This is a genomic window from Flavobacterium sp., assembly GCF_044369455.1.
GTDB lineage: Bacteria > Bacteroidota > Bacteroidia > Flavobacteriales > Flavobacteriaceae > Flavobacterium.
The window spans coordinates 1-25,269 of record NZ_JBIPLW010000018.1 but is presented as its reverse complement, the minus strand read 5'-3'; the positions used below and the strand labels follow the sequence as shown (position 1 = coordinate 25,269).

At 29.8% G+C, this 25,269-nt stretch carries 24 protein-coding genes; 6 read left to right on the top strand and 18 right to left on the bottom strand.

The genetic code is table 11. The features are described from left to right. Window positions 1–11: 11 nt before the first annotated feature. Complete coding sequence (locus ACIQ2L_RS12785) at window positions 12–788, top strand: XRE family transcriptional regulator (protein ID WP_396159416.1); 777 nt, start codon at window positions 12–14, stop codon at window positions 786–788. On the opposite strand, the gene ACIQ2L_RS12780 is transcribed toward ACIQ2L_RS12785, so the two are convergent. The 17 genes from ACIQ2L_RS12780 to ACIQ2L_RS12700 form a co-directional block, all read right to left on the bottom strand. Next, a complete protein-coding gene (locus tag ACIQ2L_RS12780; protein WP_396159414.1) occupies window positions 785–916 on the bottom strand; it encodes a hypothetical protein in 132 nt (43 codons plus the stop codon). The genes ACIQ2L_RS12785 and ACIQ2L_RS12780 overlap by 4 nt on opposite strands. Window positions 917–1,301: 385 nt before the next feature. Next, window positions 1,302–1,616, bottom strand: coding sequence for a hypothetical protein (locus ACIQ2L_RS12775; RefSeq protein WP_396159413.1), 315 nt, complete (start codon window positions 1,614–1,616; stop codon window positions 1,302–1,304). 150 nt (window positions 1,617–1,766) lie between these two features. Then, window positions 1,767–2,510, bottom strand: coding sequence for an IS21-like element helper ATPase IstB (gene istB / locus ACIQ2L_RS12770; protein ID WP_396159412.1), 744 nt, complete (start codon window positions 2,508–2,510; stop codon window positions 1,767–1,769). A gap of 17 nt (window positions 2,511–2,527) precedes the next feature. Then, window positions 2,528–3,139: a Mu transposase domain-containing protein gene (locus ACIQ2L_RS12765; protein ID WP_396159422.1), complete on the bottom strand. Its 612-nt coding sequence runs from the start codon at window positions 3,137–3,139 to the stop codon at window positions 2,528–2,530. Between the two features lie 102 nt (window positions 3,140–3,241). Continuing rightward, complete coding sequence (istA, locus tag ACIQ2L_RS12760; protein WP_396159410.1) at window positions 3,242–4,075, bottom strand: IS21 family transposase; 834 nt, start codon at window positions 4,073–4,075, stop codon at window positions 3,242–3,244. A 291-nt stretch (window positions 4,076–4,366) separates the two neighbouring features. After that, complete coding sequence (locus ACIQ2L_RS12755) at window positions 4,367–4,810, bottom strand: hypothetical protein (RefSeq protein ID WP_396159408.1); 444 nt, start codon at window positions 4,808–4,810, stop codon at window positions 4,367–4,369. Continuing rightward, window positions 4,800–5,207 (bottom strand): helix-turn-helix domain-containing protein, encoded by a 408-nt coding sequence (locus ACIQ2L_RS12750; protein ID WP_396159406.1) that lies wholly within the window; start codon window positions 5,205–5,207, stop codon window positions 4,800–4,802. The genes ACIQ2L_RS12755 and ACIQ2L_RS12750 overlap by 11 nt, the downstream gene beginning before the upstream one ends. Window positions 5,208–5,220: 13 nt before the next feature. Continuing rightward, the gene (locus ACIQ2L_RS12745; protein WP_396159404.1) at window positions 5,221–5,742 is read right to left on the bottom strand and encodes a hypothetical protein; all 522 of its coding nucleotides are present in this window, start codon (window positions 5,740–5,742) and stop codon (window positions 5,221–5,223) included. Window positions 5,743–6,372: 630 nt separating this feature from the next. Beyond that, complete coding sequence (locus ACIQ2L_RS12740) at window positions 6,373–7,296, bottom strand: transcriptional regulator (RefSeq protein ID WP_396159401.1); 924 nt, start codon at window positions 7,294–7,296, stop codon at window positions 6,373–6,375. A gap of 123 nt (window positions 7,297–7,419) precedes the next feature. Next, window positions 7,420–7,707 (bottom strand): helix-turn-helix domain-containing protein, encoded by a 288-nt coding sequence (locus ACIQ2L_RS12735; RefSeq protein WP_396159399.1) that lies wholly within the window; start codon window positions 7,705–7,707, stop codon window positions 7,420–7,422. A gap of 89 nt (window positions 7,708–7,796) precedes the next feature. Continuing rightward, window positions 7,797–8,645, bottom strand: coding sequence for an RteC domain-containing protein (locus tag ACIQ2L_RS12730; protein WP_396159397.1), 849 nt, complete (start codon window positions 8,643–8,645; stop codon window positions 7,797–7,799). Window positions 8,646–8,701: 56 nt separating this feature from the next. Then, window positions 8,702–9,985: an HlyD family secretion protein gene (locus tag ACIQ2L_RS12725; RefSeq protein ID WP_396159395.1), complete on the bottom strand. Its 1,284-nt coding sequence runs from the start codon at window positions 9,983–9,985 to the stop codon at window positions 8,702–8,704. A 48-nt stretch (window positions 9,986–10,033) separates the two neighbouring features. After that, window positions 10,034–12,226: a peptidase domain-containing ABC transporter gene (locus ACIQ2L_RS12720; protein WP_396159393.1), complete on the bottom strand. Its 2,193-nt coding sequence runs from the start codon at window positions 12,224–12,226 to the stop codon at window positions 10,034–10,036. Between the two features lie 7 nt (window positions 12,227–12,233). Further along, window positions 12,234–13,529 (bottom strand): amidohydrolase family protein, encoded by a 1,296-nt coding sequence (locus ACIQ2L_RS12715; RefSeq protein ID WP_396159391.1) that lies wholly within the window; start codon window positions 13,527–13,529, stop codon window positions 12,234–12,236. A gap of 11 nt (window positions 13,530–13,540) precedes the next feature. Beyond that, complete coding sequence (locus ACIQ2L_RS12710; protein ID WP_396159389.1) at window positions 13,541–14,668, bottom strand: hypothetical protein; 1,128 nt, start codon at window positions 14,666–14,668, stop codon at window positions 13,541–13,543. Beyond that, window positions 14,649–15,779, bottom strand: a complete 1,131-nt coding sequence (locus tag ACIQ2L_RS12705) for a hypothetical protein (protein WP_396159387.1) — start codon at window positions 15,777–15,779, stop codon at window positions 14,649–14,651. Before ACIQ2L_RS12705 ends, ACIQ2L_RS12710 begins: the two co-directional genes overlap by 20 nt. A gap of 286 nt (window positions 15,780–16,065) precedes the next feature. Continuing rightward, window positions 16,066–16,266, bottom strand: coding sequence for a hypothetical protein (locus ACIQ2L_RS12700; RefSeq protein ID WP_396159385.1), 201 nt, complete (start codon window positions 16,264–16,266; stop codon window positions 16,066–16,068). Window positions 16,267–16,898: 632 nt separating this feature from the next. Here ACIQ2L_RS12700 and ACIQ2L_RS12695 point away from each other — a divergent pair. From ACIQ2L_RS12695 to ACIQ2L_RS12675, 5 genes are all read left to right on the top strand, one after another. Beyond that, window positions 16,899–18,632: a helix-turn-helix domain-containing protein gene (locus ACIQ2L_RS12695; protein ID WP_396159383.1), complete on the top strand. Its 1,734-nt coding sequence runs from the start codon at window positions 16,899–16,901 to the stop codon at window positions 18,630–18,632. 127 nt (window positions 18,633–18,759) lie between these two features. Next, window positions 18,760–18,918, top strand: coding sequence for a hypothetical protein (locus ACIQ2L_RS12690; RefSeq protein ID WP_396159380.1), 159 nt, complete (start codon window positions 18,760–18,762; stop codon window positions 18,916–18,918). A gap of 65 nt (window positions 18,919–18,983) precedes the next feature. Further along, complete coding sequence (locus ACIQ2L_RS12685; protein WP_396159378.1) at window positions 18,984–20,681, top strand: S8 family serine peptidase; 1,698 nt, start codon at window positions 18,984–18,986, stop codon at window positions 20,679–20,681. Window position 20,682: 1 nt separating this feature from the next. Next, a complete protein-coding gene (locus ACIQ2L_RS12680; RefSeq protein ID WP_396159376.1) occupies window positions 20,683–22,893 on the top strand; it encodes a lantibiotic dehydratase family protein in 2,211 nt (736 codons plus the stop codon). Between the two features lie 3 nt (window positions 22,894–22,896). Next, window positions 22,897–23,751 carry a thiopeptide-type bacteriocin biosynthesis protein gene (locus ACIQ2L_RS12675; RefSeq protein ID WP_396159374.1) on the top strand — a complete coding sequence of 285 codons (855 nt, stop codon included), beginning with the start codon at window positions 22,897–22,899 and terminating at the stop codon, window positions 23,749–23,751. A 2-nt stretch (window positions 23,752–23,753) separates the two neighbouring features. On the opposite strand, the gene ACIQ2L_RS12670 is transcribed toward ACIQ2L_RS12675, so the two are convergent. Beyond that, entirely contained in the window at window positions 23,754–24,995 is a 1,242-nt protein-coding gene (locus ACIQ2L_RS12670; RefSeq protein WP_396159372.1) for a site-specific integrase, read from the bottom strand. Between the last annotated feature and the right edge of the window lie 274 nt (window positions 24,996–25,269).

The following is a 25,269-nucleotide window of genomic DNA, read 5'->3' as shown; positions in this document are numbered from 1 at the left end:
ACCATTAACATATGTCTATATTTTCTGATAATCTTAGATACCTGCGTGTCAAAAGCGGTATGACACAGCAAAAAATAGCGGATGCATTATTGATTCCGCGGGAACGTTATGCAAAGTATGAGGCTTTTACAGACCCTCCTTTAGATTGTTTGCAAAAGATTTCCCGGTACTACCATGTAAGTATTGATTTGTTGTTGTCCTTTGACATTCGGCGGGTTCCTTATGAGAATTTGATACAGTTAGAGGAAAACAGAATTTTGCTTCCTATAACCGTTGACAGCAATGGGGAAAATAAGATTGAGATTTTGTCTGAAAAAGCGCAGGCGGGTTATCTTACGGGTTACAGCGATCCAGAGTTTATCGAGGCGTTGCAGCATATTTCTTTGCCGTTTTTAAGAAATGGAAAATACAGGGCTTTTCCGGTTACCGGAGATTCTATGCCACCGCATAAAGAAGGCTCGTTTGTAGTGGGAGAATATATAGAACGCCTTAGCGATGTTGTTGATGGCAAGACTTATATTCTAGTTACCAAAACAAATGGCATTGTGTATAAACGACTTGATAAGAAAGGGAATAATTCACTTGTAGCAAAATCGGACAACACCATCTACGAACCCTACGAAGTTAATGCTTCAGAGGTATTAGAGATATGGCGCTATGCGTGTAGTATTGCCACAAAGGAATTTGAACAAGATGATTTAGGCGTGATGAGTGTTAAGGATGTACTGCAGGGAATCAGGCATGATTTTTCAGCCCTGCGTACCGAGTTTAGCCAGAGGAAACCTTAATTTTCAAACCTGTCAGGTTTAGTAAAGCCTATTAATGGTGGGTTATAATTAGGGTAAGCAAAATCCAAAGTAGTGTTTTTGGCATCAAGCCATGCTTTTTCGTATTCTCTTTTGATATGTATTGGCATACGATGGTGTTTGTTAGTTCAAACCTGATAGGTTTTAGAAACCTGTCAGGTTTAGTCTGACGTATGCAGATGTCGTCACTTCGCTACCAAAGCCGTCACTTCGAGTGATTTTTGTGTAATGTAATGAAACAAAAATTGTATCGACCCGAGCCACCCGAGCGTAAGCGAACTGGCAAAGCAAAGGCGAACTGAGCGTAAGCTAGAAGCCAACTGCAAACAACCGTTCTACCTTACACTCCGTCCACATCACTCGGACGCATCAAGGCAAAATGAACATACTTATTCCCATCAAAACAACAACGGCAAAACCCTCAAATAAAAAAACCGAAAATTGATTTCGGTTGATTGTTGGCAAAAGGGGAATAGGTCATTATAGTAGGTTGATTTATCTTTTTAACACAAATTGAACAATTTTTCCCAACCAACCAGGCACTTTGATACGATTAGAATTAAAGAAGGTCTTTGACAAATACTGCGTTCCCATTTCCAAAGTACCTTGAAGGATATTGGCCGTTAAATGAGGGGTTGAAACGACTTCTTGAAAGGACTTTTTGATTAAATTTATAGGACTAAAGCTGCCGATGGTAGTATAATATTGTGCTTTTAAAATCAGTAAATCTTGCTCCTTTTGCTTTTGTAAAGCAATAATTCGTTCCAGTAAGATGGCTTTTTGGTTTGTCGGTTTCATCTCAATTTTCATTTAATGATTGACTGATAACATGCAAATTCCAGTGATATTGACCACCCAATTCCAATTCAAATTGACCACCTAATTTCGGAGCAAAATGACCACCTAAATTTTTCATTAAAAACTACTTTTTTTCTTGTGTTAATTTGTTATTCAAATATACTAAAATTGCTCTTTGTTAATTCCTTTTTTCTTTCTCATAGATTCGCCTTGTAATTCAATTCGATGTGATTGATGTATAAGTCGGTCTAAAACAGCGTCGGCTATGGTTTTTTCTCCAATTATATCGTACCAACCTTGTACTGGTATTTGAGAAGTTACGATTATAGAGCCGTTATTATGTCTGTCTTCGATTATTTCTAAAAGGGTAATTCTGTTTTGACTATCTAAAGCTTGAAGTCCAAAATCGTCTAATATAATCACATCCTGACGTTCTATTTTGGCTAATTCTCTAAGATAAGAACCGTCTGCTTTGGCCATTTTTAGCTTAGCGAACAACTTAGATGTATTATAATAGCTAACGTTATATCCTTGAATACATGCTTGATAACCTAATGCAGTTCCTAAAAAACTTTTGCCTACTCCCGTACTTCCTGTGATTAACACATTGTGATTTTTCTCAACAAAATCGCATGCTGCTAATCGTAATACCATGTTTCTATCGAGATTTCGTGAAGCATCAAAATAGATGTTTTCAATATTGGATTTGTAATGGAATCGAGCGTTTTTAATGCTTCGTTCAATACGGCGATTGTGTCTCTCATCCCATTCGGCATCAATAAGCATTGCGATAAACTGGTCTAGCGTGTAATGGTCTGTTTTTCCGCTTTCGATAGCGGTTTTAAAAGCATTATGCATTCCATAAAGCTTCATTTGTTTCATTTTGGTCGTGGTGATTTCATTCATAAGTGTTTGGTTTTAATTTATTTGTAATAGTTTTTCCCTCTAATGTTGTTGTGGTTGGGTAATTCAAATTCTTCTTCTTGCTCATTGTCGGCATTATCTAAGTTGTTTTCTAAAATGTTTTGGATGGCTTTAAAACTGTAAATTCTAAAATCGAGTGCGCGTTTACAAGCGTTGATTAATCGTTGTTTGCCCACTTTCTTCTCAAAGTTTAATATGCCTAAACAACTTTTGTAGGCTTGTTCGGGATGATTTCTACTTTCAATGATTTGTATGATATAATCCGCCACACCCTGGTCAATACTACTAGCCCAATTAATAAACCGACTAGCACTCCAATCGGCTACAAACTGATGTGTACTGGCTAAATGTTCAGCAATAGTGGTGTAATCATAAGGTTTGTAATTTCTTGGATGAATAGCGATTCGGTTGTATTTGTAGAAGATTTCAACCGAAGTTTTAGTGTATAAAAATTTCACTTTTTTTCTCACATATTGATACGGAACACTATAATAACTCTTATCTTGACTCAGTAATGCATGACCATTTTGCATTACTGTAGCAAAGGATTGGTACTTGATTTCAAAGCGTTCTTGAGGTAATGGACGTAGTTTTTGTTTCTCATCTTCTATAAATAATTCATAACGAGAATAAGGTCTTCCTGTGAGTTTTTTGTGATTATGAGCATCTAATAAATCCCATATTTGTTGGTTTAACTCCTCTAAACTATAAAATTATTTTTGTTTTAGATACACATAAATTCTTCGATATAAGATTTTTACAGCTCCTTCTGCTAAGGATTTATCTCTTGGTTTGTAAGCTCTTGCAGGTAGTATTGTAGTTTCGTAATGCTCTGCTAAATCGGCTAAGGTTTCATTAATTGTAGGTTCAAAACGGCTGACTTTAATTACGGCTGACTTTAGATTATCTGGAACAATTGCCGCTGGAACGCCTTCAAAAAACCGTATAGCATTCTCTACCGAAGTTACAAAATCTTCTTTTTGTTGGCTCATAGAAGCCTCTGCATATGTGTGTTGACTTGCTCCTAATATGGCAACAAAAAACTGAACTTCTTTAATCTCTGCTGTGTTTTTATCAATAATTGAGAGCGTCTTTCCAGCATAATCCACATACATTTTATCACCAGCCTTGTGATTCATGTGCATCACGGGGTTTACGCGCTTACTCCATATTTTAAAGTGATGCCTAAATTGAGAACTTTTAAAACCATCAGGATGTATAGCAATATATCTCTCCCACATAAGTTGGACGGTAACACCAACTTTCTTGAGTTCGCGTTCCATTTGAGGAAAAAAATCATAAAGCCGTTGTAGTTTAGGGTCTATACTTTCAACAGTATTCTGTGAAAATAAAACTTCAAGTTCAGCATCTGTTTTGGCATCAATAGCTTCAAAACCTAAGCCTAGAAGTTCAAATAAAGAAATATATTTCTTTACAGTGTTTCTTGATAGCGATAAGTAATTGCTAATAAACAACTTACTCTTACCACTACAGTGAAATTTAATTACTTTTCTAATCTTACTCATGTCTGTTACTTTATTTGCCATAATCCGTATTTTTTATACGAATGTATGGGCTAACAACATGAAAAAAAGTAATGGCTTTTAATGGCTAATTTACCCTAAAATTTAGGTGGTCATTTTGGACTGGAAAGTGGTGGTCAATTTGCACCGAAATCGATGGTCAATTTGGACTGGAAAGTGGTGGTCAATTTGACCGTTTTTTCCAGGAAGGAGTGTCTATTTAAAAGATAAAACTACAAAATACAACAAAAAAAATGTCCCAAATATTTATATATATGGGAAAACTATATTTTATCAGTTTAATGGTAAATGTTATTACTCTAATAATTTATTTGGATTAATTACTGGTAGTATAAAGTTACTTAATGCAGTACCTTGAAAACGCGTCATTAAGATTCCTCTTGATGTTGAATAGGTAATTGATGCCAAAGCATTGCCTAAAGCCGGATGCAAAGTAACAGTATTGTCTTTTTCTAATTTAGTTAATTCTTCAATGTTACCAACATGAAAAACATAAACAAAACTGAAAGCTCCTATTGCTTCTTCTATCTCCTCTTTTTCACTTTTTGTTTCCACATTTACCGAAAAATCCGCTTTGATAAGTTTGTCAGGAATATTAAATCCCAACTCAAAGTTTACATTGAATGTATGTCCTTTTACTTTATCCTCTTCAAAATCGAAAGGACTATTGATTTGTCCTTTTATAATCTTGAAATCTACAATTTCGATTTTATCAGGTTGCAATAAATTAGCTGACATTTGCTAATGGTGTTTTATTATTTGTTTTTGACTTTTTCCATGCATTTGTATATTCTACATCAGTTGTATTGACACTTACATTTCTGTAAACTGTTACATATCCTGTAGTTCCTTCACTTATAGCAATAGGTTTCCTTTGAGGTACATTAATTATTGGCTCTCCCAGTTCAGCATGTAATTTTGCCAAAGAGCGTAAGGTTAAATTATGTTCACCAGTAAGCCATTTGTTAATTTCAGATGGTCTTTTATCCATTTTATCAGCTAAATCTTTTTGACTTAACTTATTTTCTTTTAGTAGTTGGTTTACACGAACTACTATATCAGCATACAGCCTAGCGAAGATTTTTGTTTCCTCTGGTGTTTCTGCAAGAATTCTTTGGGCTACTTTACTTCTCATAATTTGGATTTAGTTAGAGGATGATTTCATCTGAACCATCATAATTATTTAATTTTCTGTTTTTTTCATCGACAATAATAGTGCCGTCACGAAGTGCAATCTCAATTTTTTTAGCGAATTCGCAAGCTGCTCTCCATTCTACAAATAATGAACTAGTTTGATTTGTTGGGCCATCTTTGATACCTCCATTGAAAAGCATAACAATATTGTTTGTGATTTTTAAGGCGTATAATCTTAAAGGAAAATCAGGATAATGATACGTTATTTCATCTACTGTGACTTTACCTTGAACTGGTAATCCTTTAACTTCATTTTCTGCTCTGTTGAATAATTCATCAATTGCTCCATGATCGTTTCCTATAGCTAATAGAATAAATGATAATAAATCTTGATTTGCCTCTTTGTATTCTGCCATAGCATCATATTTTTCAAAGAATAAATCAGTTTCATTTGTGTCGAAATTTTCATATTTTACGGTATAAAAAGTGCATTTTGCACCTTCATCATCCCATATTTCTAGAGCAAATATATTCACTTTATTATTTGTTTGCAAACAAAAATACACTTTTAAGTGTATTTTATGATTATTTGTTATACTTTTTGATTTATTTTTTCAAATGTAAGAATACTAGTTAGCCTAAAGTGTCACTGTAAAAATTAATTTTCAACAACTTTTTATATTAACTTATTTGACAAATGTTAATTCATTTATTACTGGCTAACAAAATAATTTATAAAATATTCTTTATTGCGGCGGTAATCGCCGTTGATTAGGGAAAATATAAACTAGATACTTTTTATAACATTTGGTTTTAGAGAGGATTTGTGCCATAACATGTTCTTTACATCGCAAATCGCGATAGCAGATAGGTGTTCCTTTTTTTGATTGTTCACGGAACGTGAACAGATATTTTTGGTGAACATTAGAGTAATGGAAAATACTAACGAGGGTAAATTTTGACTAAAATTACTCTCGTTTGATAAAGGTACAATTGCATAATAAACTTGATTGGTTTATTGAATAAAAACATGGGGTGTTGATAATAGTGACCACACGAAAGGATTCGTGCGGTAGCGGGGGCTAACAACATGAAAAAAAGTAATGGCTTTTAATGGCTAATTTACCCTAAAATTTAGGTGGTCATTTTGGACTGGAATTGGGTGGTCAGTTTGCACCGAAATCGATGGTCAATTTGGACTGGAAAGTGGTGGTCAATTTGACCGTTTTTTCCACGTTAATCATCCAATTTTGTGCTGCTGCTTGCCAATCGACCATTGGTGTTTTGCCACCAACTAACCAACCGACACTTTTGAAGTAGTTGAAGAATTTTTGAGCTTCTTGTTCTGGAAAGTTATTTTCTTGGAAATAGGTTTTGACTTCTTCGATTGTTGGTTGTAACTTTTCTTCTTTTTTCGCGGAACTTTTTTGCCAACTGTTTTTTATTTGATTTTCATCGGAGTTGGCGAATGTTTGAAGCATTTGCCGATTATCATCGTCCAATGTTTCCAACATTTCTTCTTTTTCTTTTTTCGCGGAACTTTTTTCTTTTTCTGAATTTTCATTTTTTAAATCAGCATTATTTATTTCTTCAAAATTTTTTGCTTGATTTTCCAAGTTTGAAACGTTTTTTTCGTTTAAAATGTTTGTATTGTTTATATAGTTTATAGAAGGTACTAATGCTTGTTCAGTACCAGTCCCACTACTAGTACAGGACTTGTTCAAAGCTTGTTCATTAACCTGTTCAAAAAGAAGTTCATTTTTTGGTTTTCTCTCGGATTTTGGAACTGGTTTTAAATCATCAGAAAAGTTGAATAAAATGACATGACTTCCTTTAAACGGATTGTAGGATGGCTCGTAATTGATGTAACCCAAACTATGCAAGTTCTTCAGGCATTTGTGATAGGTTGCTTTGGAACTGATTTTGCTTATTCGCATTACCTCATCACGATTGATGCTTATTGGATTTTTAAAACGGTTGCAGTTCCAAAATTGGAATAAGGCAATGTATAAGCTAACGTGTGTTGGATTTAACGTTTTATCAATGGCTACTTTCTCAAAGAAACCTGTGAGGTGTTTTATGTAATTCATTTACTAGTGATTAGTGAATAGTAATTAGTGAAAAGCAGAGCTTGAACTTTGTTCAAGGATTGACCTGCTATGCAGGAGATACTTCGGCAAGCTCAGTATGACAAAGCAAAGCTTGCGATGAATTTACTTAAAGAGAGTAGGCAAGGCATTTACTTTGTTTCCGTGAAGGAGTTTTTCAATGTCTGAATTATCATAATACATGATGCCTCCAACTTTGGTATAAGTTAGTGTTCCGTTTATTCGGAGATTTTGTAAAGTACCTATAGAAATGTTTAACAGCTTACGGACTTCATTGGATTTGAGCCACTGTTTTGTTTGTTGTTGTTTGGATTGAATGATTTCTTTTAAATCGTTCAAAAGAAGACTTCTGAATTCGTTTAAGTCTTCGAGGGTAATGATTTGTGCAGCCATAACGTGTGTTTTAGTTTGTTATGATGCAAATTTTAGAAGTTTGATTTGTTTTCTTTCACAACGGAGGTCGTGTTGTGAACGATTTTTATTTAAATGACTTCATCTGAGTTTTCCATTCTTTTTAATAAATGTTCGTTTAGCATTGTGATAAATTTTGTTTTATCACTCTTCCTTGCTCTAATTTCAAGGAATACACGGCGGTATTGCCCTAGGTCGATTTCGAAAATATGTTCGAAATATTCAGCTATTTCTTTTAAATCTGCAGCACCATTATTGAATACACCTTCAGTATGTAATGCATACATTAACTCCACTAAGGCTACTTTTGAGCTATTCCAAGTCATTTTCACGTTCGGTTGGCGTTGTGATTTTTCTGTATTTTCTTTGTTTTCCAATTTAATTAATTGGTTTTCAATATATAATTCAATGAGGTCGTTTGCTAGGATTGTTGCTACTTTAAAATCATGTGAAGTTGCAAAAGTTGTATCTGTTTCAAAATAGTAAGGATCTAATGTGAGTTTGATATCAAATTTACCTCTTAAAAAGTATTTGTAATCTAAATAAATATTACCAGAACGGTAGTATTGGTAAAATTCTAATTCGCTATCAAAAAAGTTTTTTAAGATTTGTAATTCGTTGTTGTAGTACTTTTTTAAAATTTTATTACCACCGTTGGGTTTCTTCATTTCAATTTTATAAACTCTGTTGTAAAAAACTAGTTTTGAAGTGAATTGTGGTTTGATTTCTTTGAAGAATTGAATTTCCTCTGCTTCGGTTTTGAAGTTGGTTTTAGTTACTATTTTTTTTAATTCATTGATTGATTTTAATATTATTGAAATGGCTTGCTCACACTTATTAATTTGGTCGTCAATTTCTAAGTCAATGAAATTTAATTGTTCGTTGAGGTGGTTAAGTAGAGTTGCGATTTTGAAGGTCAATAGTTTCTATTTGTTATATGATTTTAAATGTAGAAAATGAAAGATATTTTATTAGTCTATCTTTTAAACAAATCCCTAAACTGATATAATAATCTTTCTAGTAATCTCAAATCTTCGGTAACAATATCAGCACTACCTATCATTTCTTGTTGAAAACTAATCTTCTTTTTGTATGATGTTTGAATTCCTTTTGGAAGAGCAATGTCAATAAGTAAATTTCCTTCTTTATCTGGTGTCAAAGAGATATTTTTAACTTTACCGTTTATCATGCCGAATTCTCTATCAGGAAAGTTTGCTAGTCTTATATTTACGTTTTGTCCTGTTTTTATTTTTCCTGAATTTTGAGCAGAAGCTTTTACCTTACCAATATAACCACTTTCAATAGTTGGAACAATAGAAAAAATATTGTCACCTAAAGTAACAAACTGATTTTCATTCCAAACTTGTAGAAAGTTAACTTTACCATCAATTGAAGACCTAAATACATAATTCAATTCCCAATCTTTAACTGATTTTTTTAATTGAAAAAAAGCTTGCATAACATTACGCTCAAGATTTACATTTTCTTTGTTTTCATTTATTTGTGTGGTTTTACTACTCCTATTTAGTTCATTTATAGATGACTTTAATGAAGATATTGAACTTAATAGATTTTTATACCCTTTTTCAGATTGCAAATAGGTTAATTTATGCTTTTCTAATTCTTGTGAAGCAACAATACCTTTATTGAAGAGCGTTTGATAACGTTCTAAATCTAATTTTTGAAGAGCTAATTCATTTTGAGAAATACCTTTTTGTGATTCAAGTAAACTCAATCGTTCTTTTAGTTGTATAGACTCTAAACTGTGAGCCGTTCCTTCTACTTTATAAGGTTGCAACTCTCTATTTAATTCATCGGTTGAGCATTCTTTTTGAAACAAACTATAGGCATTTTCCACATCTCCTAATTGTGCGGATTTAAGCAAATGAAATGGGAAATCACTTTTTTCTAGATTTAGGGTATCAATAATACTTTTTAGTAGAAAAACATCTTTATAATTAGATGTGTTTTCGATTACTGCAAGTGGAGTATTATTTTTTACTAAAGTCCTGTCTTTAACTAGAATTGCTTCGATTTTACCTGAAGTTTTGGCAATTAGTTTTTCAGGTGGTAAATTAGTCGTGATTATGATTTGAGTTGAAACAATATCAGGATAACGAATAAACCATGACATTAAAACCAATAAAACAACAAAGCCTAAAAGAATTGTATTACCCCATCTATAAATCGCTTTTGGAGGATCGGATAAAATATCTCTAACTTCGTCACTATAAATTTTTATTTCGCCAAATTCTTCCATATTATTATATAAATTTTGTGCTTAGAAATGAAATCCTATTTTAAATTATTAGTTACCAAGTTCCAATTGATTCTTTACTAATTGATAATACTTGCCTCTAATTTTTGTTAATTCATCATGATTCCCTTGTTCTACAATCTCTCCATTTTCTAGAACTATAATATTATCAGCATTTTTTACTGTTGATAAACGATGCGCTACAATTATAGCTGTTTTATCTTTTATAAATGAATTTAAATTATCCATAATCACTTTTTCATTATTTGCATCAAGCGCACTCGTCGCTTCATCAAAAAAGACATAGAAAGGATTTTTATAAACTGCTCTTGCAATCATTATACGCTGTTCTTGACCACCACTAAGTCTTATCCCTGATGTACCTAATTCCGTATTATATTTATTTGGTAGTTTTTCAATAAATTCATCCATATTGGAAACAAAGGATGCGTCTTTTAATTTTTGTCTATCTATTACTTCGTTCTGTTCGGATTCAGAAATGTTTCCTGCAATAGTATCATTAAAAATGAAAGTGTCTTGCATAACAGCACCACAGTTCATTCTCCAAAAATCATTGTTGATGTTATTTAAATCAATTGAGCCAATAGCTATTGAACCTTTCGTTGGTTCATAAAATTTCAACAATAACTTTAGCAATGTAGTTTTACCACTTCCGCTAGCACCAACAATGGCTGTAGTTTTTCCTTGTGGTAGCGTACAGTTAATATTTTTTAGAACAAAAGGCGTAGATTTTCCACCATATCTAAAGGATAAATCTTTTAACACAATAGTTTTGTCTTCTGAAATCTCTTTTACTTTATTGGATTTTAATTCGTCTTCATCTTCTCTCTCATGAACTTGCGACAACCGTTCTAAACTTATTTTTGCATCTTGCCATGTTTGTATGAATGCCACAAAGTTTCCTAAAGGTAGATTTAACTGACCAACAATATACTGAATTGATGTCATCATTCCCAGTGTCAAATTACCATCAACAACAGCCGTTGCAGACAAAAAGATAATAATAATATTTTTTAGTTCATTGATAAAGCTTGCACCTGTTGTTTGATATTGTGCTAGTTTTAATGTACTAAGGGAAGTTTTGAATAAACTGATTTGGGTATATTCCCATTTCCAACGATTTTTTCTTTGAGAATTATTTATTTTAATTTCTTTAACGCCATTAATTATTTGAACTAGATTAGTTTGACTTTGCGATTGTTCATCAAATCGTTTATAATCAAGTTCAGCTCTTTTTTTCAAAAAGAAAAAAGTCCAACCAACATAAAAAACAGCAGAAATTATAAAAACTAAAAAAATCTTTATATTATAATATGCTAAAATTCCATTAAAAACAACAAATGTTATTAATGAAAAAATCATATTCAACGATGAAGAGGAGACAAAGTTTTGAATTCTTACATGGTCATTTACTCTTTGTAAATGTTCTCCTGTATTTCTAGTTTCAAAATAAGAAATAGGCAGTTTAAGCATTTTAAACAAAAAATCAGAAACCATTTTTATGTTAAAACGACTAGTTATATGTATCAACAACCAATCTCTAAAAATACCAACTAAAGTTTGAGAGAATATCAAAACTAACTGCGATATTAATATCAAATATATGAATGGAATGTCGCGATTATTTACCCCAACATCAACCACAGTTTGCATCAAAAAAGGCAGAATAAATTGAATGATACTAGCAACAATTAACCCAATAAATACCTGTCTAATTAATTTAGAGTAGGGTTTAAAATAAGGTATCAAAAATTCAAAACCTTTTCTTTTAGACTTATCTTCTTCTAAAGAAAAAAACTTACTATTCGGTTCTAAAATAAGTACAAAACCCGTTCCATCATTAGTATTAGTCCAAGCATTATGAAAATCTTCATGGGAGTAGCTTAACAATCCTTGTGCAGGATCAGCAACATAAATTTTCTTATTAGTTGTTTTATAAACTACTACAAAATGTTTTTGTCGCCACGGCACTATAAAAGGTGTTGGTGCTTCATTTACTAAACTATCCAACGCAACCCGCATCCCTAAAGTACGCATTTCGATAGCTTCTGCGGCTTCAGCAATACCAGCCATTGTGACTCCTGTCTTAGTAATACTTGCCTTATCTCTTAAAAACTCTCTTGAAAAGGTTTTACCATAATGCTTTGCTATCATCCTAAGACAAGTTGGACCACAATCTCTGTAGTCCAATTGTTGAAAAATATGAAATTTATTTTTTCTCAAACTAATTTTATTCAACAGAAAGTAAATTAGCTTTAATTTCCATCAATTTTTCAGAAGACAAATAGAATGAATTAAAATACAATCCTTTTACATTTTTCAATGTTTGCAAATTGTCTATTGGATTTTCGTCTAATACAATAAAATCGGCATCGTTACCAGTTTTCAAAACACCATAGTTTTCATTAAAAAATTGAGCAAAATTGGTAGTTGCCATTTGTAGTATTTCAAAATTTGAAAGTTTTGCTTTTTTCAATAATTCTATTTCAGAGATTATATTACTACCTACCATCATGTATTTTGAAGAAGCATCTGGACTTAAAAGCATTTTTATTCCTTCTTTTTGTAAACGATTAATAACTTTATATTTTTCTTCTAAATCATTTAACTCTTTAGCAACTTCCTCTTTGAGGGCTTGCTCACCCATTTTGTAACGATATTGTTTTGTTTTCTCCAGCCACGTTTGCATAGTTGCTTTTGAAACATATTCCATACCAGCTAACTTTTGCAATTCGTCATAGGAATACTGACCAGAACCTATGCTGTACCAGGTTAAAGTAGGACAAATAAAAATATTGTTTTTTTTAATTGCTTGCAATCTTGATTCAAAAAATTTTGGATCGCCAATTAAACCACCTAAATGCTCTAAAGAATTGAAATTAGATTTTAAAAACAGTTCTTCATCGATAGAAACACCAGCGGATAAATAAGGAAAGTGTCCTGCTAATGGAATATCATATTTTTTTGATAAGTTATCTAATTGCACAAAAACATCTTGGTTTTTTAAACTTAAAATCTTTAGAAAACCAAACCCACTTTCTTTTGATTTTTTAACAAAAGCTTCTAATTCTTCGGGAGTTGCTTCCAAAGAACGACTAATTGGCGGTGCAGATAAGTACAGTTTAGGAAATTGAGAATCTTTTGAATTGTATTTTTCTTTCCATGCTAAGTGTTTCCAATCACCACGCATGGAACGAAGTTTTGTAACACCATGTAGTAAGTTTAATTCAAAAAAACGTTTTAAATCCTCTTCTTTTTCTGGTAAATGTATATGTGCATCAGCTAATGAAGGTAAGATATACTTTCCTTTTAAATCGATTGTTTTAATGGCTTTTAATTTTGATTTTTTGGCATTTTCTATGGCAATAATTTTACCGTTTTTAATAGCTATATTTTGGTTTAAAAGCGGTTTAACGTTTTCCATTGAAACGATATTTACATTTTTAAATACAATATCAAATTCTTGCTTTTGACTGAAAGCGTGGTGGATTACTAATAAAGTAACAAGTAATACGAGTTTTTGCATGGTTTTAAGTTTTATAAATTATAATATCCTTCGTGGTCTTTTTTTACAAAGTCTTCAAAAGAATTGGTTAAACAAAATTCATTGTAGCGAAAATCTAAATTACGATGAGAAAGGTCGAACTCATTTGTGAGTTTTTCATATTTTTTAAGGATAGATTGGCATTTTTGGGTTAGTTCAAAATAAAACTCTTTTCCTTTTTCAGTATAAACCTCCTCTAAATTTAGTAACTCTAATCCAGTTTGAAAACGCGGAAACATATCGGTCATTCTTCCTAAAAGTTCGTGTTTTTCGGCACCCGAAAAAACTTTTTTTGAAAGTAAAATATCAAAACATTCTACACGGCGAGTTACTGTATATAAACCATGAAAAGCACCATAAACAGTGCGGTAATCCCAGTCTTGTTTGGTTAAATCTCGCATAATAATGTTGTCCACGTCAATTTTGAAATACTCTTTTCTATCGTGAACTACATAATACAAATGATTGTGTGAACCTTGATGGATTAACTCCTCAATATAGTATATGAGATTTTGATTTCCCAAAACATAAAAGTATAACATTCCTAATGTTTCTATCGAAGCAAAGTTTAATATTTTTGGGTTATCATGAAGGTAGATTTTTTTGTTTGCAAACACTAATTCTTCATAAAACAGGGGCAAATGTTCTTTTACTATTGCAATTGCTTTTTCTAATTCTTGATAATTATCTTTCCAGACTGAATGATACTCTGGTTTAGGGTTAACAATATGCCCTTTATAATATTCTTTAAAATATCTCTCCAGTACTGGGTGAAGTTCTTTTAGAATTTCAAAAGTATCAATTTTTAATATTTCTTCAACTTTATTATTTGCCTTGTCATAATATCCTAAGTTTGGAATATAAGCAAAACCATCGTTGTTGAAAGATTCATGGAGTAACAGAGGTTCTTGTTTTAAAAAATACCCTTGCATTATTTCAATTAGCATATATGTGGTAAACAAATTGTCTTTTTTACTATTGAAATACGCAAACAGTAAAGGTTCTAAAAAAATGGTATCATCATCAAAGTCAACTTTTTCTAATAATGATAGGTTTTCTTTGTAAAGGAGAAGTTTGATGTTGTTGATTATATCGGTTTTATTATGGGTAATATTGATCATATTTTCTTTTTAATTCATGTTTTAATAAATCATCAATTTTATCCTCTTCAACAGAAAATATATCTTCAATTTTTTTAAACAAATCAATATTTCTTTTACCTGAATTAATTAATTCAAATAACATTTTTTTGCCTCCTTTTTCAACTGCAATATCACATAAAAGTGCACCTGCGGTATACCATAATGATGATGTGTCATCTACAACATAATTACCAAAAAAAAGTTCATTGTATAAGTTTATATTTTTATCTTTTATCGAAAGATAAATATTTTTTAAATGTTCTTTATAACTCAAACCTTTACTGCCCCCTAAATATGTTGCTAAGCCTTCGTCAATGAGATTATGCCTATTTGGGAAACATTTAAAAATATATAAATGTGTAAGTTCATGAATATTTACTTCTGAGTTATTACCAGAAAAAATTAAATTTTCGCCAACAAAAGTTTCGGCTCCATTTTGATTAGGTAATAACATTGTTCTTTCCAATAAATAACCTCGGTCACTCATAAAATTATATACGCTTTTGCTTTTGAAATATTTAAAATTAATAATATCTGTTTCAAAAAATTTACTTAAATTTTTGTTTTCTTCTTCAAAAACATTTGCTTGATTAAAATCTATACTATTTTCAGAAAAAAAAGTTATTGTTTTTGTTTGGTATTTATTATATTTTTTTTCAAAATCAATATTATTTATATATTTAAATTCTGATTTGGTCAATTTTGCAAATACTTTATAAACAGTATAAATTTCAAGTTTACAATCTATATTTTTTAAAAATGAAAGTTCTATTTGATATGTATCTGGATTTACTTTTTTTATTGCTTGAATAAAAATCGATAAGTTTTCTTTTTGAGATTCTAACATTAAATTAACAAAGTCTTCGTCAGGATAATCAAAAACGGATTTTTCGTTAATTATCCAATAATTAACTGATGTTGACACATCAAAATCTTTAATATATTTAGAAAAGCTGTTTTTAATAGTTGTGTATTCCTCGTTATTAATTCCACATGATTTAATAAACTCATCGTTAAAAACAGTTTTTACTTCTTGTGCTCGACTAAAAAGAATAAAAAAGAGAGTAAAAAACAGAAAATTAAAATTCATTTGTTGAATAAATTTTGAATTAAATAAAATTAAAAATCTACTTTTTTAATATAAAATACTTTTATTTATTCAATAATTATATTTACAGTAAATAAGAGTGTTGAAGTTAATACTAATAAAATTACACAAATATTTTTTTTCTAAATTTAATAAATTTCCTTAAAATAAAAATAGGTTATTTTGATAGTTTCTTATTAAGGGTGTTTGTTAATTTCACTTAAAATTTAAGTAAAAAGGTTGTTTAAAAAAGGCTATATTAAAAACCATTAAAATAGCCTTTTATAAATTATTGTCCTTGACCTGGAGGTGATAAGGTTCCGCCGGGACGAATTGTAGGAATATTGTCCTTGACAGTCGGGTTTGTTTCCCTTGTATTTACTTTGTCATGACAAGCATTATCCGTTCCACCGCTAATACTAGCTAATAACTCTGTTGAAGCAATTGCTCCTGCTCTTTCTTTGAGAGCGTCTAAATTTAATTTTTTCATTATATTTGTTTTTTTTATGGCAGTCTTACTAAATATGTGTCTTGCATTGGAAGTAAGGCTGTTTTTTTTTGGTTGGTAATTTCAAGATATTAAGAAAAGCCAACCCTCTCTTTTCTTAATATATTAGTTTTTTATAGAAATCTAATAATTTCTTTGCTCTTCTTTTTAAAGGGTTACACAACAGCTGAATCAATCCCTAAATAATTTGGCCAATTATTTTAAAGAAAACATGATTGTTATTTAGAAATTAAATACTAACTCAAAAACTAAACTTTAATCCAATTATCTGATTTCAAAACTAAGTGAGGTTTTAATACTTTGCAAACAAAGAGTATCGTAATTCGGGAATTTCGATATTAAATTCCTGAATTTCGTGCAAACAAATAATTAAGTTACTGAATTTAAGGATTTTGAAAAAATGTATTTATTATTAATTTTTACTCTAAATCATGCGAAATTTGAATTTCATAATTAATTTATTTAAATAAAAGTCCATATTAAAACAAATAAATAACATGATTTTGATAAGAAACGAACAAGACTTGATAAATAAATTTTAAAGTGTAATAAATTTAGAGTATTATTGTTTCCAATAAGTTGTTTCTCCCCAAGACTACCATGAAAAATTATTTATGAAAAAAAATAGATTAATATACCTTTTAATTTTTATTTTTTCAGTTTGTTTGTTTGGGCAAGTTAAAAATAAGGATGATTTAAAAAAGATGAGTTATGATGTTTTAAAAGAAAATTATAACGAATCGAACAAAAAAAATGAAAAGATACAATATGCAACTTTATATTTAAATAAGGGCAAAAAAGAAAGTTCTAGTATTCGTATTGCCAAAGGTTTTTATTTACTTGCATATTTAGAATATGATGTAAACAATAAAAAGGCTCTCAATTTACTTGATAGTGTTATAAAGTATTCTAAAATGGTTGATGATACAATATTCCCGGCAGCTGCTTATAGAGAAAAAGCTGATTTATTAGTAAAAGAAACATTCTTTAAAGAAGCAGTGGAAAATTATAAAGAGGCAGAAAACTACGCTTTAAAAAATAATATCGATTATTATTATATTGTTAGAGATGCTGTTGCCAATATAAAATCTGAAAATTTAGGTCAAGTAGAAGATGCTTTAGAAATTTATAAAGAAATATTTAAGTTTTATTCAAGTAAAAGTTTTAGAAATAAAAAATATTCTGATAATTATTTAAATATTATTTTCGGATTAGCGGATGTTTATAAATCTCTAAACAAAGTTGATTCTAGTTCTTATTATAATAAATTGGGATACAAAGAAGCTTTAATAGCTAAAAGTGAAGAGTACAAATATATTTTTATATTAAACGAAGGTGCTAATCAAACTGTAAAAGGTAATTATAATGAAGCATTAGATAGTCTGAAAAAAGCACTGCCCAAAATGATTTTTTTTAAAGATAGTGGAAATATTTTAGCTTCATATTACTACAGGGGTAAAGCATACCAAGGTTTAGGAGAGATCAAGCTAGCTGTTGATAATTATATTAAGGTTGACTCAATATTCAAATTAAGAAAAAAAATAACTCCCGAATTTGTTAGTGGTTATTTATACTTAATAAATTATTACAAGGATAGAGGAGATAAGCTTAACCAATTGAAATATTTGACAACATATATTACCATTGATAGTACTTTGCAAAAAAATTATAAAGTGTTAGATAAACAGTTCCAAAAAAATTACGATTTTCCACATTTAATAAAAGAAAAGCAAACTCTAATAGAGTCATTAAAAAACAAAACCAAGTTTTATTATTTGGGCATTTTATGCCTATTGCTGACAATTATTGGATTGGTTATTTACCAACAGAATATTAAGAAAATATATCATTTAAGGTTTGAGAAAATTATTGCAGAATCTAATACATTAAAAGAGAAAAATGCAATTATAAATATCAATGAATTTAAAGATATTTCGATTGACGAAAATCAACTCAGCATAAATAAAATCAGAGAAATCACTATTAGCGAAGAAATTGTATCGCTAATTCTAAAAAAGTTAGAAGCTTTTGAACATGAAAAAGGATTCTTAAGCGGTAAAGTATCAGTAAAATCTCTATCAGAGGATTTTGAAACCAACAGCAAATATTTATCAAAGATTGTAAATGAATACAAAAACAAAACTTTCATAAATTATATAAATGATTTAAGAATAGATTATGCAGTAATTAATTTACAAGAGAGTAAAACATCGAGAAAATATACTTTACAAGCACTTGCTATCGAATATGGATTTAATACCGCCGAATCCTTTTCAACAGCATTTTCTAAAAAGACAGGATTAAAGCCAAGTTATTTTATAAAAGAGTTAGAAAACACAAAAATATAATTATCAATGTATTAAGTGAAAATAAAACACGAAATTCCCGAATTTCGATAAGTACTTGAGTTTTTTTTCTGTAGAGTAACATTTCATTATAATATATTTGAATTACAAAATTTTTAAATTATTAATTATGAAAACTAAAAAAGATGGTAAGTTTACTTTAGAGAAATTTGAAGTAGCTAAATTGAAACCAGCAACGATGAAAAAAATTGTTGGCGGATTAGGCGATAATGATCCAATTGGAGGAACAGACAGAAAAGGTCCAAAAGATCAAGGCGGAAATGTCTAAAAACTTTTAAAAAACTGAATATACATAATGTATATTCAGTTTTTCAATATTTTAAAATATTAAAAATGAGATTGTTAATAAAAATATTTGCAATATCTTTTGTCACAATAAGTTGTAATTCTTCAAAAATATCTTTAGATAAACTAAAATCTAGTTCTAGTAAAAATATTGAAGATAAAAAAAAATATTGGTTTCGAAAAGATTATTCTGAGGATGGCATTCCTGGTATTTCTATTGATAAATGGTATAATGAGACTTCAAAAAAAGTAAAAAATAAGATTATTGTTGCTGTGATAGATACTCAAATAGATTTACAGCATGAAGACTTGGTGGGACAGTTTTGGAAAAATGAAAAAGAAATCCCAAACAATAAAATTGATGATGATAACAATGGATATGTTGATGATGTCAATGGTTGGAATTTTATGGGTACAAAAAGTAAAAATTATATTGTATGGGCTAATTATGAATATGTAAGAGTACTTAGAAAATATAAAAAAAAATTTGATAATAAAAATTTAGAAGATATAAATAAAGAAGATTTCAATGATTTTGTTGAATATAAAAGAGCTTTAAAAAAATACGACGAAGAAAGAGCGTACCATAAGAATTGGCTAGATGCTTTGAACTATAGTGTTGATTTATTTCCTTTAGTAAAAGACACACTTAAGCATTTTTTTCCAAAAGAAGATTACAACTACAAACAATTAGATAGTATGTATCAAAAGTACAAGATAAATGATAAAACTTTTAGACAAAGAAGACTTGATAAAGATAAAGATTTGGGTGCTTTAATTGGTTTTATGAAATTAAGATTTGATTTTGATGAGAAGACAATTGAAAAGTTAAAAAACAAAAGAGAACAAGTTGATTCTTTATATAATAAGTCTATCAATATAGATTACAATGAAAGACTATTTATTGAAAACAATTCTGAATCTTTATTGAAAGGATACGGTTTAAATAATTTAAACCTAGAAATTAAAGGCATAAGAAAATACAACACTCATAACACCGAAGTTTCTAGTGTCATTGCTGCAAACAGTGAAAATGAATTAGGCATAAAAGGTTTTTCAAATAATATTAAAATTATGCCATTAACCATAAGCGCTTCAGGTGATGAGCATGATAAAGATATAGCATTAGCAATTAGATATGCTGTAGATAATGGTGCAAAAGTTATAAATATGTCGTTCACTAAAGAATTTTCATTGCATAAAGATTGGGTATTTGAATCAATAAAATATGCAGAAAAGCATAATGTTTTGATAGTTCATTGTTCGGGGAATGATAGTTATAATATAGATAATGAACAAAAATATCCAAATGATAATGATTACATTAATTCAAGTGAGATTGCAAATAATTTCATTAATGTAGGTTCAGTTACTATGAAATTAGACAGCACATTCGTTTCTGATTTTTCAAATTATGGTAAGAAAAACGTAGACTTATTTGCGCCAGGAGAGCAAATTTATGTTGCTATGCCAAACAATAAGTATGATTATGATTCAGGAACTTCATTATCAGCACCAATGGTATCAGGAACTGCAGCTTTAATATTTTTGTATTACCCAAAATTATCAGTTCAAGATGTAAAGCAAATCATTTTAGAATCTGGCATATCCTATGACATAGATGTTTTGGTTCCCGGTGGTGAAGGCATAAAGCTACCATTTAAAGAATTGTCGAAATCAGGCAAAGTACTTAATGTTTATAATGCTATGAAAATAGCAAAAGAAACTAATAAGTTAAAGAGGTGAAATGAAAAAAGCAGTTATAAAATCATTTCAAAATTATGTTTTAAGAACTCCTTCATTTTCCATATCAGTTTATAAAGAATTAGTAGATAAGTATGATTTTGATAAATTAGTATCTATTTACAACGATAAATTTTTAATTGAAGCTTTACAGATTGCATCTCCTGATTTAGTTGAAGTTTTAAACAAATATAGTTCAGATCCAAAAAACTTTTCAATTGATAAAATAGAATCTTTAGAAATTTCACTCTTAAAGTACTTAGCTAGAATATCTTCTCGTTGTACTCCTTTTGGTTTGTTTGCTGGTTGTTCAGTTGGCTCATTTAATAATGAAACTAATATCGCCTTAACTACAAAAGAACATTTCACAAGAGTTACACAATTTGATATGCAATTTTGGTCATCTCTTTTACATAACCTTTTCAAAAGAAATGATGTAAAACCATTTCTTACTTATTTTCAGAATAGTTCTCTTTATTCAATTTCGGAGTTTTACAGATATGTAGAGTATAAATATGTAAATAAAAAAAGAGAATACGCAATTAATGCCATAAGAAAATCAGATTATCTAGAGATGTTACTAGAAGAAGTCAGAAAAGGACTTACGATTGATAGAATGGTTGAATTATTGGTTTCTGATGCTTCAGAAAATGAAGATGCTTTAGAATTCATAAATGAATTAATAGACTCACAGATATTAGTAAGTAATTTAGAATCCACAATTACTGGTTTTGATGAATTACAAAGAGTTGTAGATATTATTAATGAAATTCCAACATTAAAAAAAGAATCTCAAATATTAGAAAAAATAAAGAGTCAACTTAAACTGTTTGATGAAACTATTTGTCCTATTAATAATGTTATTTCTGAAATAAAAAAATTAATAAATGAGTTAGGTGTTAACTATGAGGATAAGTATCTTTTTCAGACTGATATGAATATTTCAACAATAGTTAACACTATCGATTATTCAGTTTCTAAAAAAGTACAGGAAACAATCACTTTTTTAAACGGTATTTATAAAAGACGAAGCGCAATTAATCAATCTAATTTTATCAAGTCTTATGAAAAAAGATATGAATCAAGAGAAATGCCTTTAGCAAAAGTATTAGATTCGGAGTTAGGAATTGGTTATTTAAATAATGAAATGAAAGACACTAATCCTATTCTTGACAAATTTTCATTTTACAAAAAAGAGAATGAAAACAATATTGAGACTTGGACTAATTATGACTACACGCTTCAAAAGAAATTACACGAATCAACTTTAAAGAAATCATTATATATCTCAATTGGCGAAAATGATTTCCCAAGTTTTGAAATTGATGATACTTCTATTCCCGCAACATTTTCTGCAATGATTGAATTAATAAAAAATGATAATCAAGAGCAGATTGTATTAGACACTTCAGGAGGGATGAGTGCTACAAAACTATTAGGGAGATTTTGTAATGTAAATGTTTCTATATCGGATTTAACTAAAGAAATTATTGAAAAAGAAAAAGAGTATTACAATGACAAAATACTAGCAGAAGTAGTTCATATCCCGGAGGCTAGAACAGGAAATATTTTAAGAAGACCGATACTTAGAGAATATGAAATTCCTTACTTATCAAATTCTGATCTGAATTCTGACTTTAAAATAGATATTAATGATTTGATGATTTCGATTAAAAACAACAAAATAATATTGAAGTCAAAAAGACTCAATAAAGAAATAATACCCTGCTTGTCAAATGCACATAATTATGGGAAGAATTCGTTACCAATTTACCATTTTTTATGTGATTTACAATCACAAGGTGATAAACCAATGTATAATTTCAGTTGGGGCATTTTAGAATCTCATTACTCATTTTTTCCTAGAGTTTATTATAAAGATGTCGTTATTTCTAAGGCAAAATGGATAGTCAGTTTAGATGAAATTAATGAATTTTATAAATTAATTGATTATGAATTACTTAACGAATTTTCTTATTGGAAAAATAAAAGAAACTTACCTCGATATGTAAATCTGGTTCAATATGACAATACCCTTTTATTAGATTTAGAAATAGAAATTGGCATTAAACTGTTCCTTAAATCAATAAAAACAATTAGCAAAATAATATTAGAGGAGTTTCTTTTTACTGAAGATGAGATTGTAAAAAACATAATTGGTGAAAGTTTTACCAATCAGGTTATAATATCTTTTTTTAATGATAAAACTAAATAAAAAATGAAAAGAAGTTTTTGTTTAGGAAGTGAATGGCTTTACTATAAAATATATACTGGAGTAAACACGGCTGATTTTTTTTTAACTGAAAAATTAAATCCTATTATTGAATCACTAACAGAAAATAAAATAATTGGAAAGTGGTTTTTCATAAGATATAATGATCCCGATGACCATATTAGAATTAGATTTAATTGCGAAAGCGTTGATAAAGTTGCCGAAGTAATAAATAGACTTTATCCAGTTTTTGACGAATTAATAGAATCCGATGTAATTTGGAAACTACAAACAGATACTTATCAGAGAGAAATTGAACGATATGGAGAAGATACAATTGTGATGTCGGAAAGCATTTTTTATTATGATAGTAAAATGATATTAGATTATGTTGCTCTAAAGCCTTATTTTGAAAAAGAGGAAACCCAATTACTTTTTAGCTTTTTGGCTATTGATAGCTTTCTAAATTCATTCTCTTTAGATATTTCTGATAAGTTACTATTGTTAGATAGTCTACAAGAGTCTTTTAAAAAAGAACTCAATGCTGATAAGCAGCTAAAAAAAGAACTTGATAAAAATTACAGGGAATTGTTACTCGAAATAGAATCTATTTTAACCAATGAAATTAATGATAAGTATATTGAATTATTTAATACTGTTTATGAGAAACAAAGTAAAGTTAATTTGCTAGTTTCAAATATAAAATGCAATATTCAAATTTCATTAAATTCATTTTTAATCAATCATATTCACATGATTATTAACCGACAATACCCATCTAAACAAAGAACTTACGAGTGTTTGATTTATGACCATTTGTATAGATATTATAAGAAGGTTAGTTATAAAAAATCAAATTAAAATTATACTATCTTTTGTTTGATATTTATTGTACATGAAAGTTTCTCTCTCAAAATCTTCATATCCTCGCTGATTTTTCTATCCAATACTTTTGCATAGTGTTGAGTGGTTCTTATGTTTTTGTGTCCTAGCATTTTACTTACACTTTCAATAGGAACTCCATTTGTTAATGTTACCGTAGTTGCAAAAGTATGACGAGCGATGTGAAAGGTTAATTCTTTTTCGATTTCACACACGGTAGCAATTTCTTTTAGATAGGCATTCATTTTCTGATTGCTTAAAACGGGAAGCAATTTATCTTGATTGCAGCTTTGTGGATGGTCCACGTATTTGTCAATAATCATTTGTGTAACTGGAAGGATTGGAATTTTGGAGGCGGTTTCGGTTTTCTGTCTGTGGGTAAATATCCATTTCTCACCGTCAATTCCGATGCTTATATGCGACTTTGTTAAGTTTTTGACATCAATGTATGCCAAACCAGTGAAGCAGCTGAAAACAAATATATCGCGAACGAGTTCTAATCTTTCCGAAACAAATGCCTTATTGATAAGTTGCTCAATCTCTTTTTCAGTTAGAAACTCTCGTACCACTTCTTTGATTTTTGCTTTGTAGTTTACAAAAGGGTCTTTGTTTAGCCAAGCATTGGCTAAACATTCATTGATTATTTTGTGGAAATTCTTAATGTATTTTACAGCTGTGTTATTAGCGCATCTGCGAACACTACGCAAGTAGAATTCGTATTCGGTAATAAACGAATGGTCTATTTTTTCAATGTTGATATCGGTGAAGTTGTATTTCCAAAGAAGGAAATCTTTTGTATGCTTCAGAGAGGTTTGGTATCGTTCATAGGTTCCAGGTGCGTATTCTTGACCAACAAGTTCTTTAATTTTACGGTTATGTTCCTCGAAGATTGGAACAAGCACTCGTTCGCGGGATTTCTTGCCTTGGTATTCGTTTTTAAAGTTTTCAAAGGTAATCTCCACCCGGTTCATAAACAGTTTTTTTTCTGTTTCATAAACGGTAGCTCTCATCATGTCAAGCCGACCATTTATAAGTCGAGCTTCTTCGGTGTTGCCTTTCATTTTGACTGCTTCTACCGACCATTTTTCCTCTACAACAAATAAACCAGTGCTTACGTCATAGCGTTGTCCGTTGATGGTTATACGTTGGTAAATTGGCATTTGCCCTTGTGCGTTGACTTTAGATTTTCTCAAATAATAAAGTACTGTGATTTTTGTTTTCATTTTAGGTAACCTTTTTATGTTAATTAATATAGTTTAATCAACAATATAAGTCAAGATGTTCATTCTGTGAACCCCTTGTTTTAATAGGGTTAAGCTAAAATTCGGTGCACTTTTTTTTAACATTTCCAAAGTGCACCGATTGTGCACCTATTTTATGCGAAAACATGAATAATTTGGCTATTCGGTGAAAAGAAAAAACCCTTTAAACGTTGAGGTTTAAAGGGTTTTAGTTCATTTTGATAAAATACTGGCGGAGAAAGAGGGACTACAACTT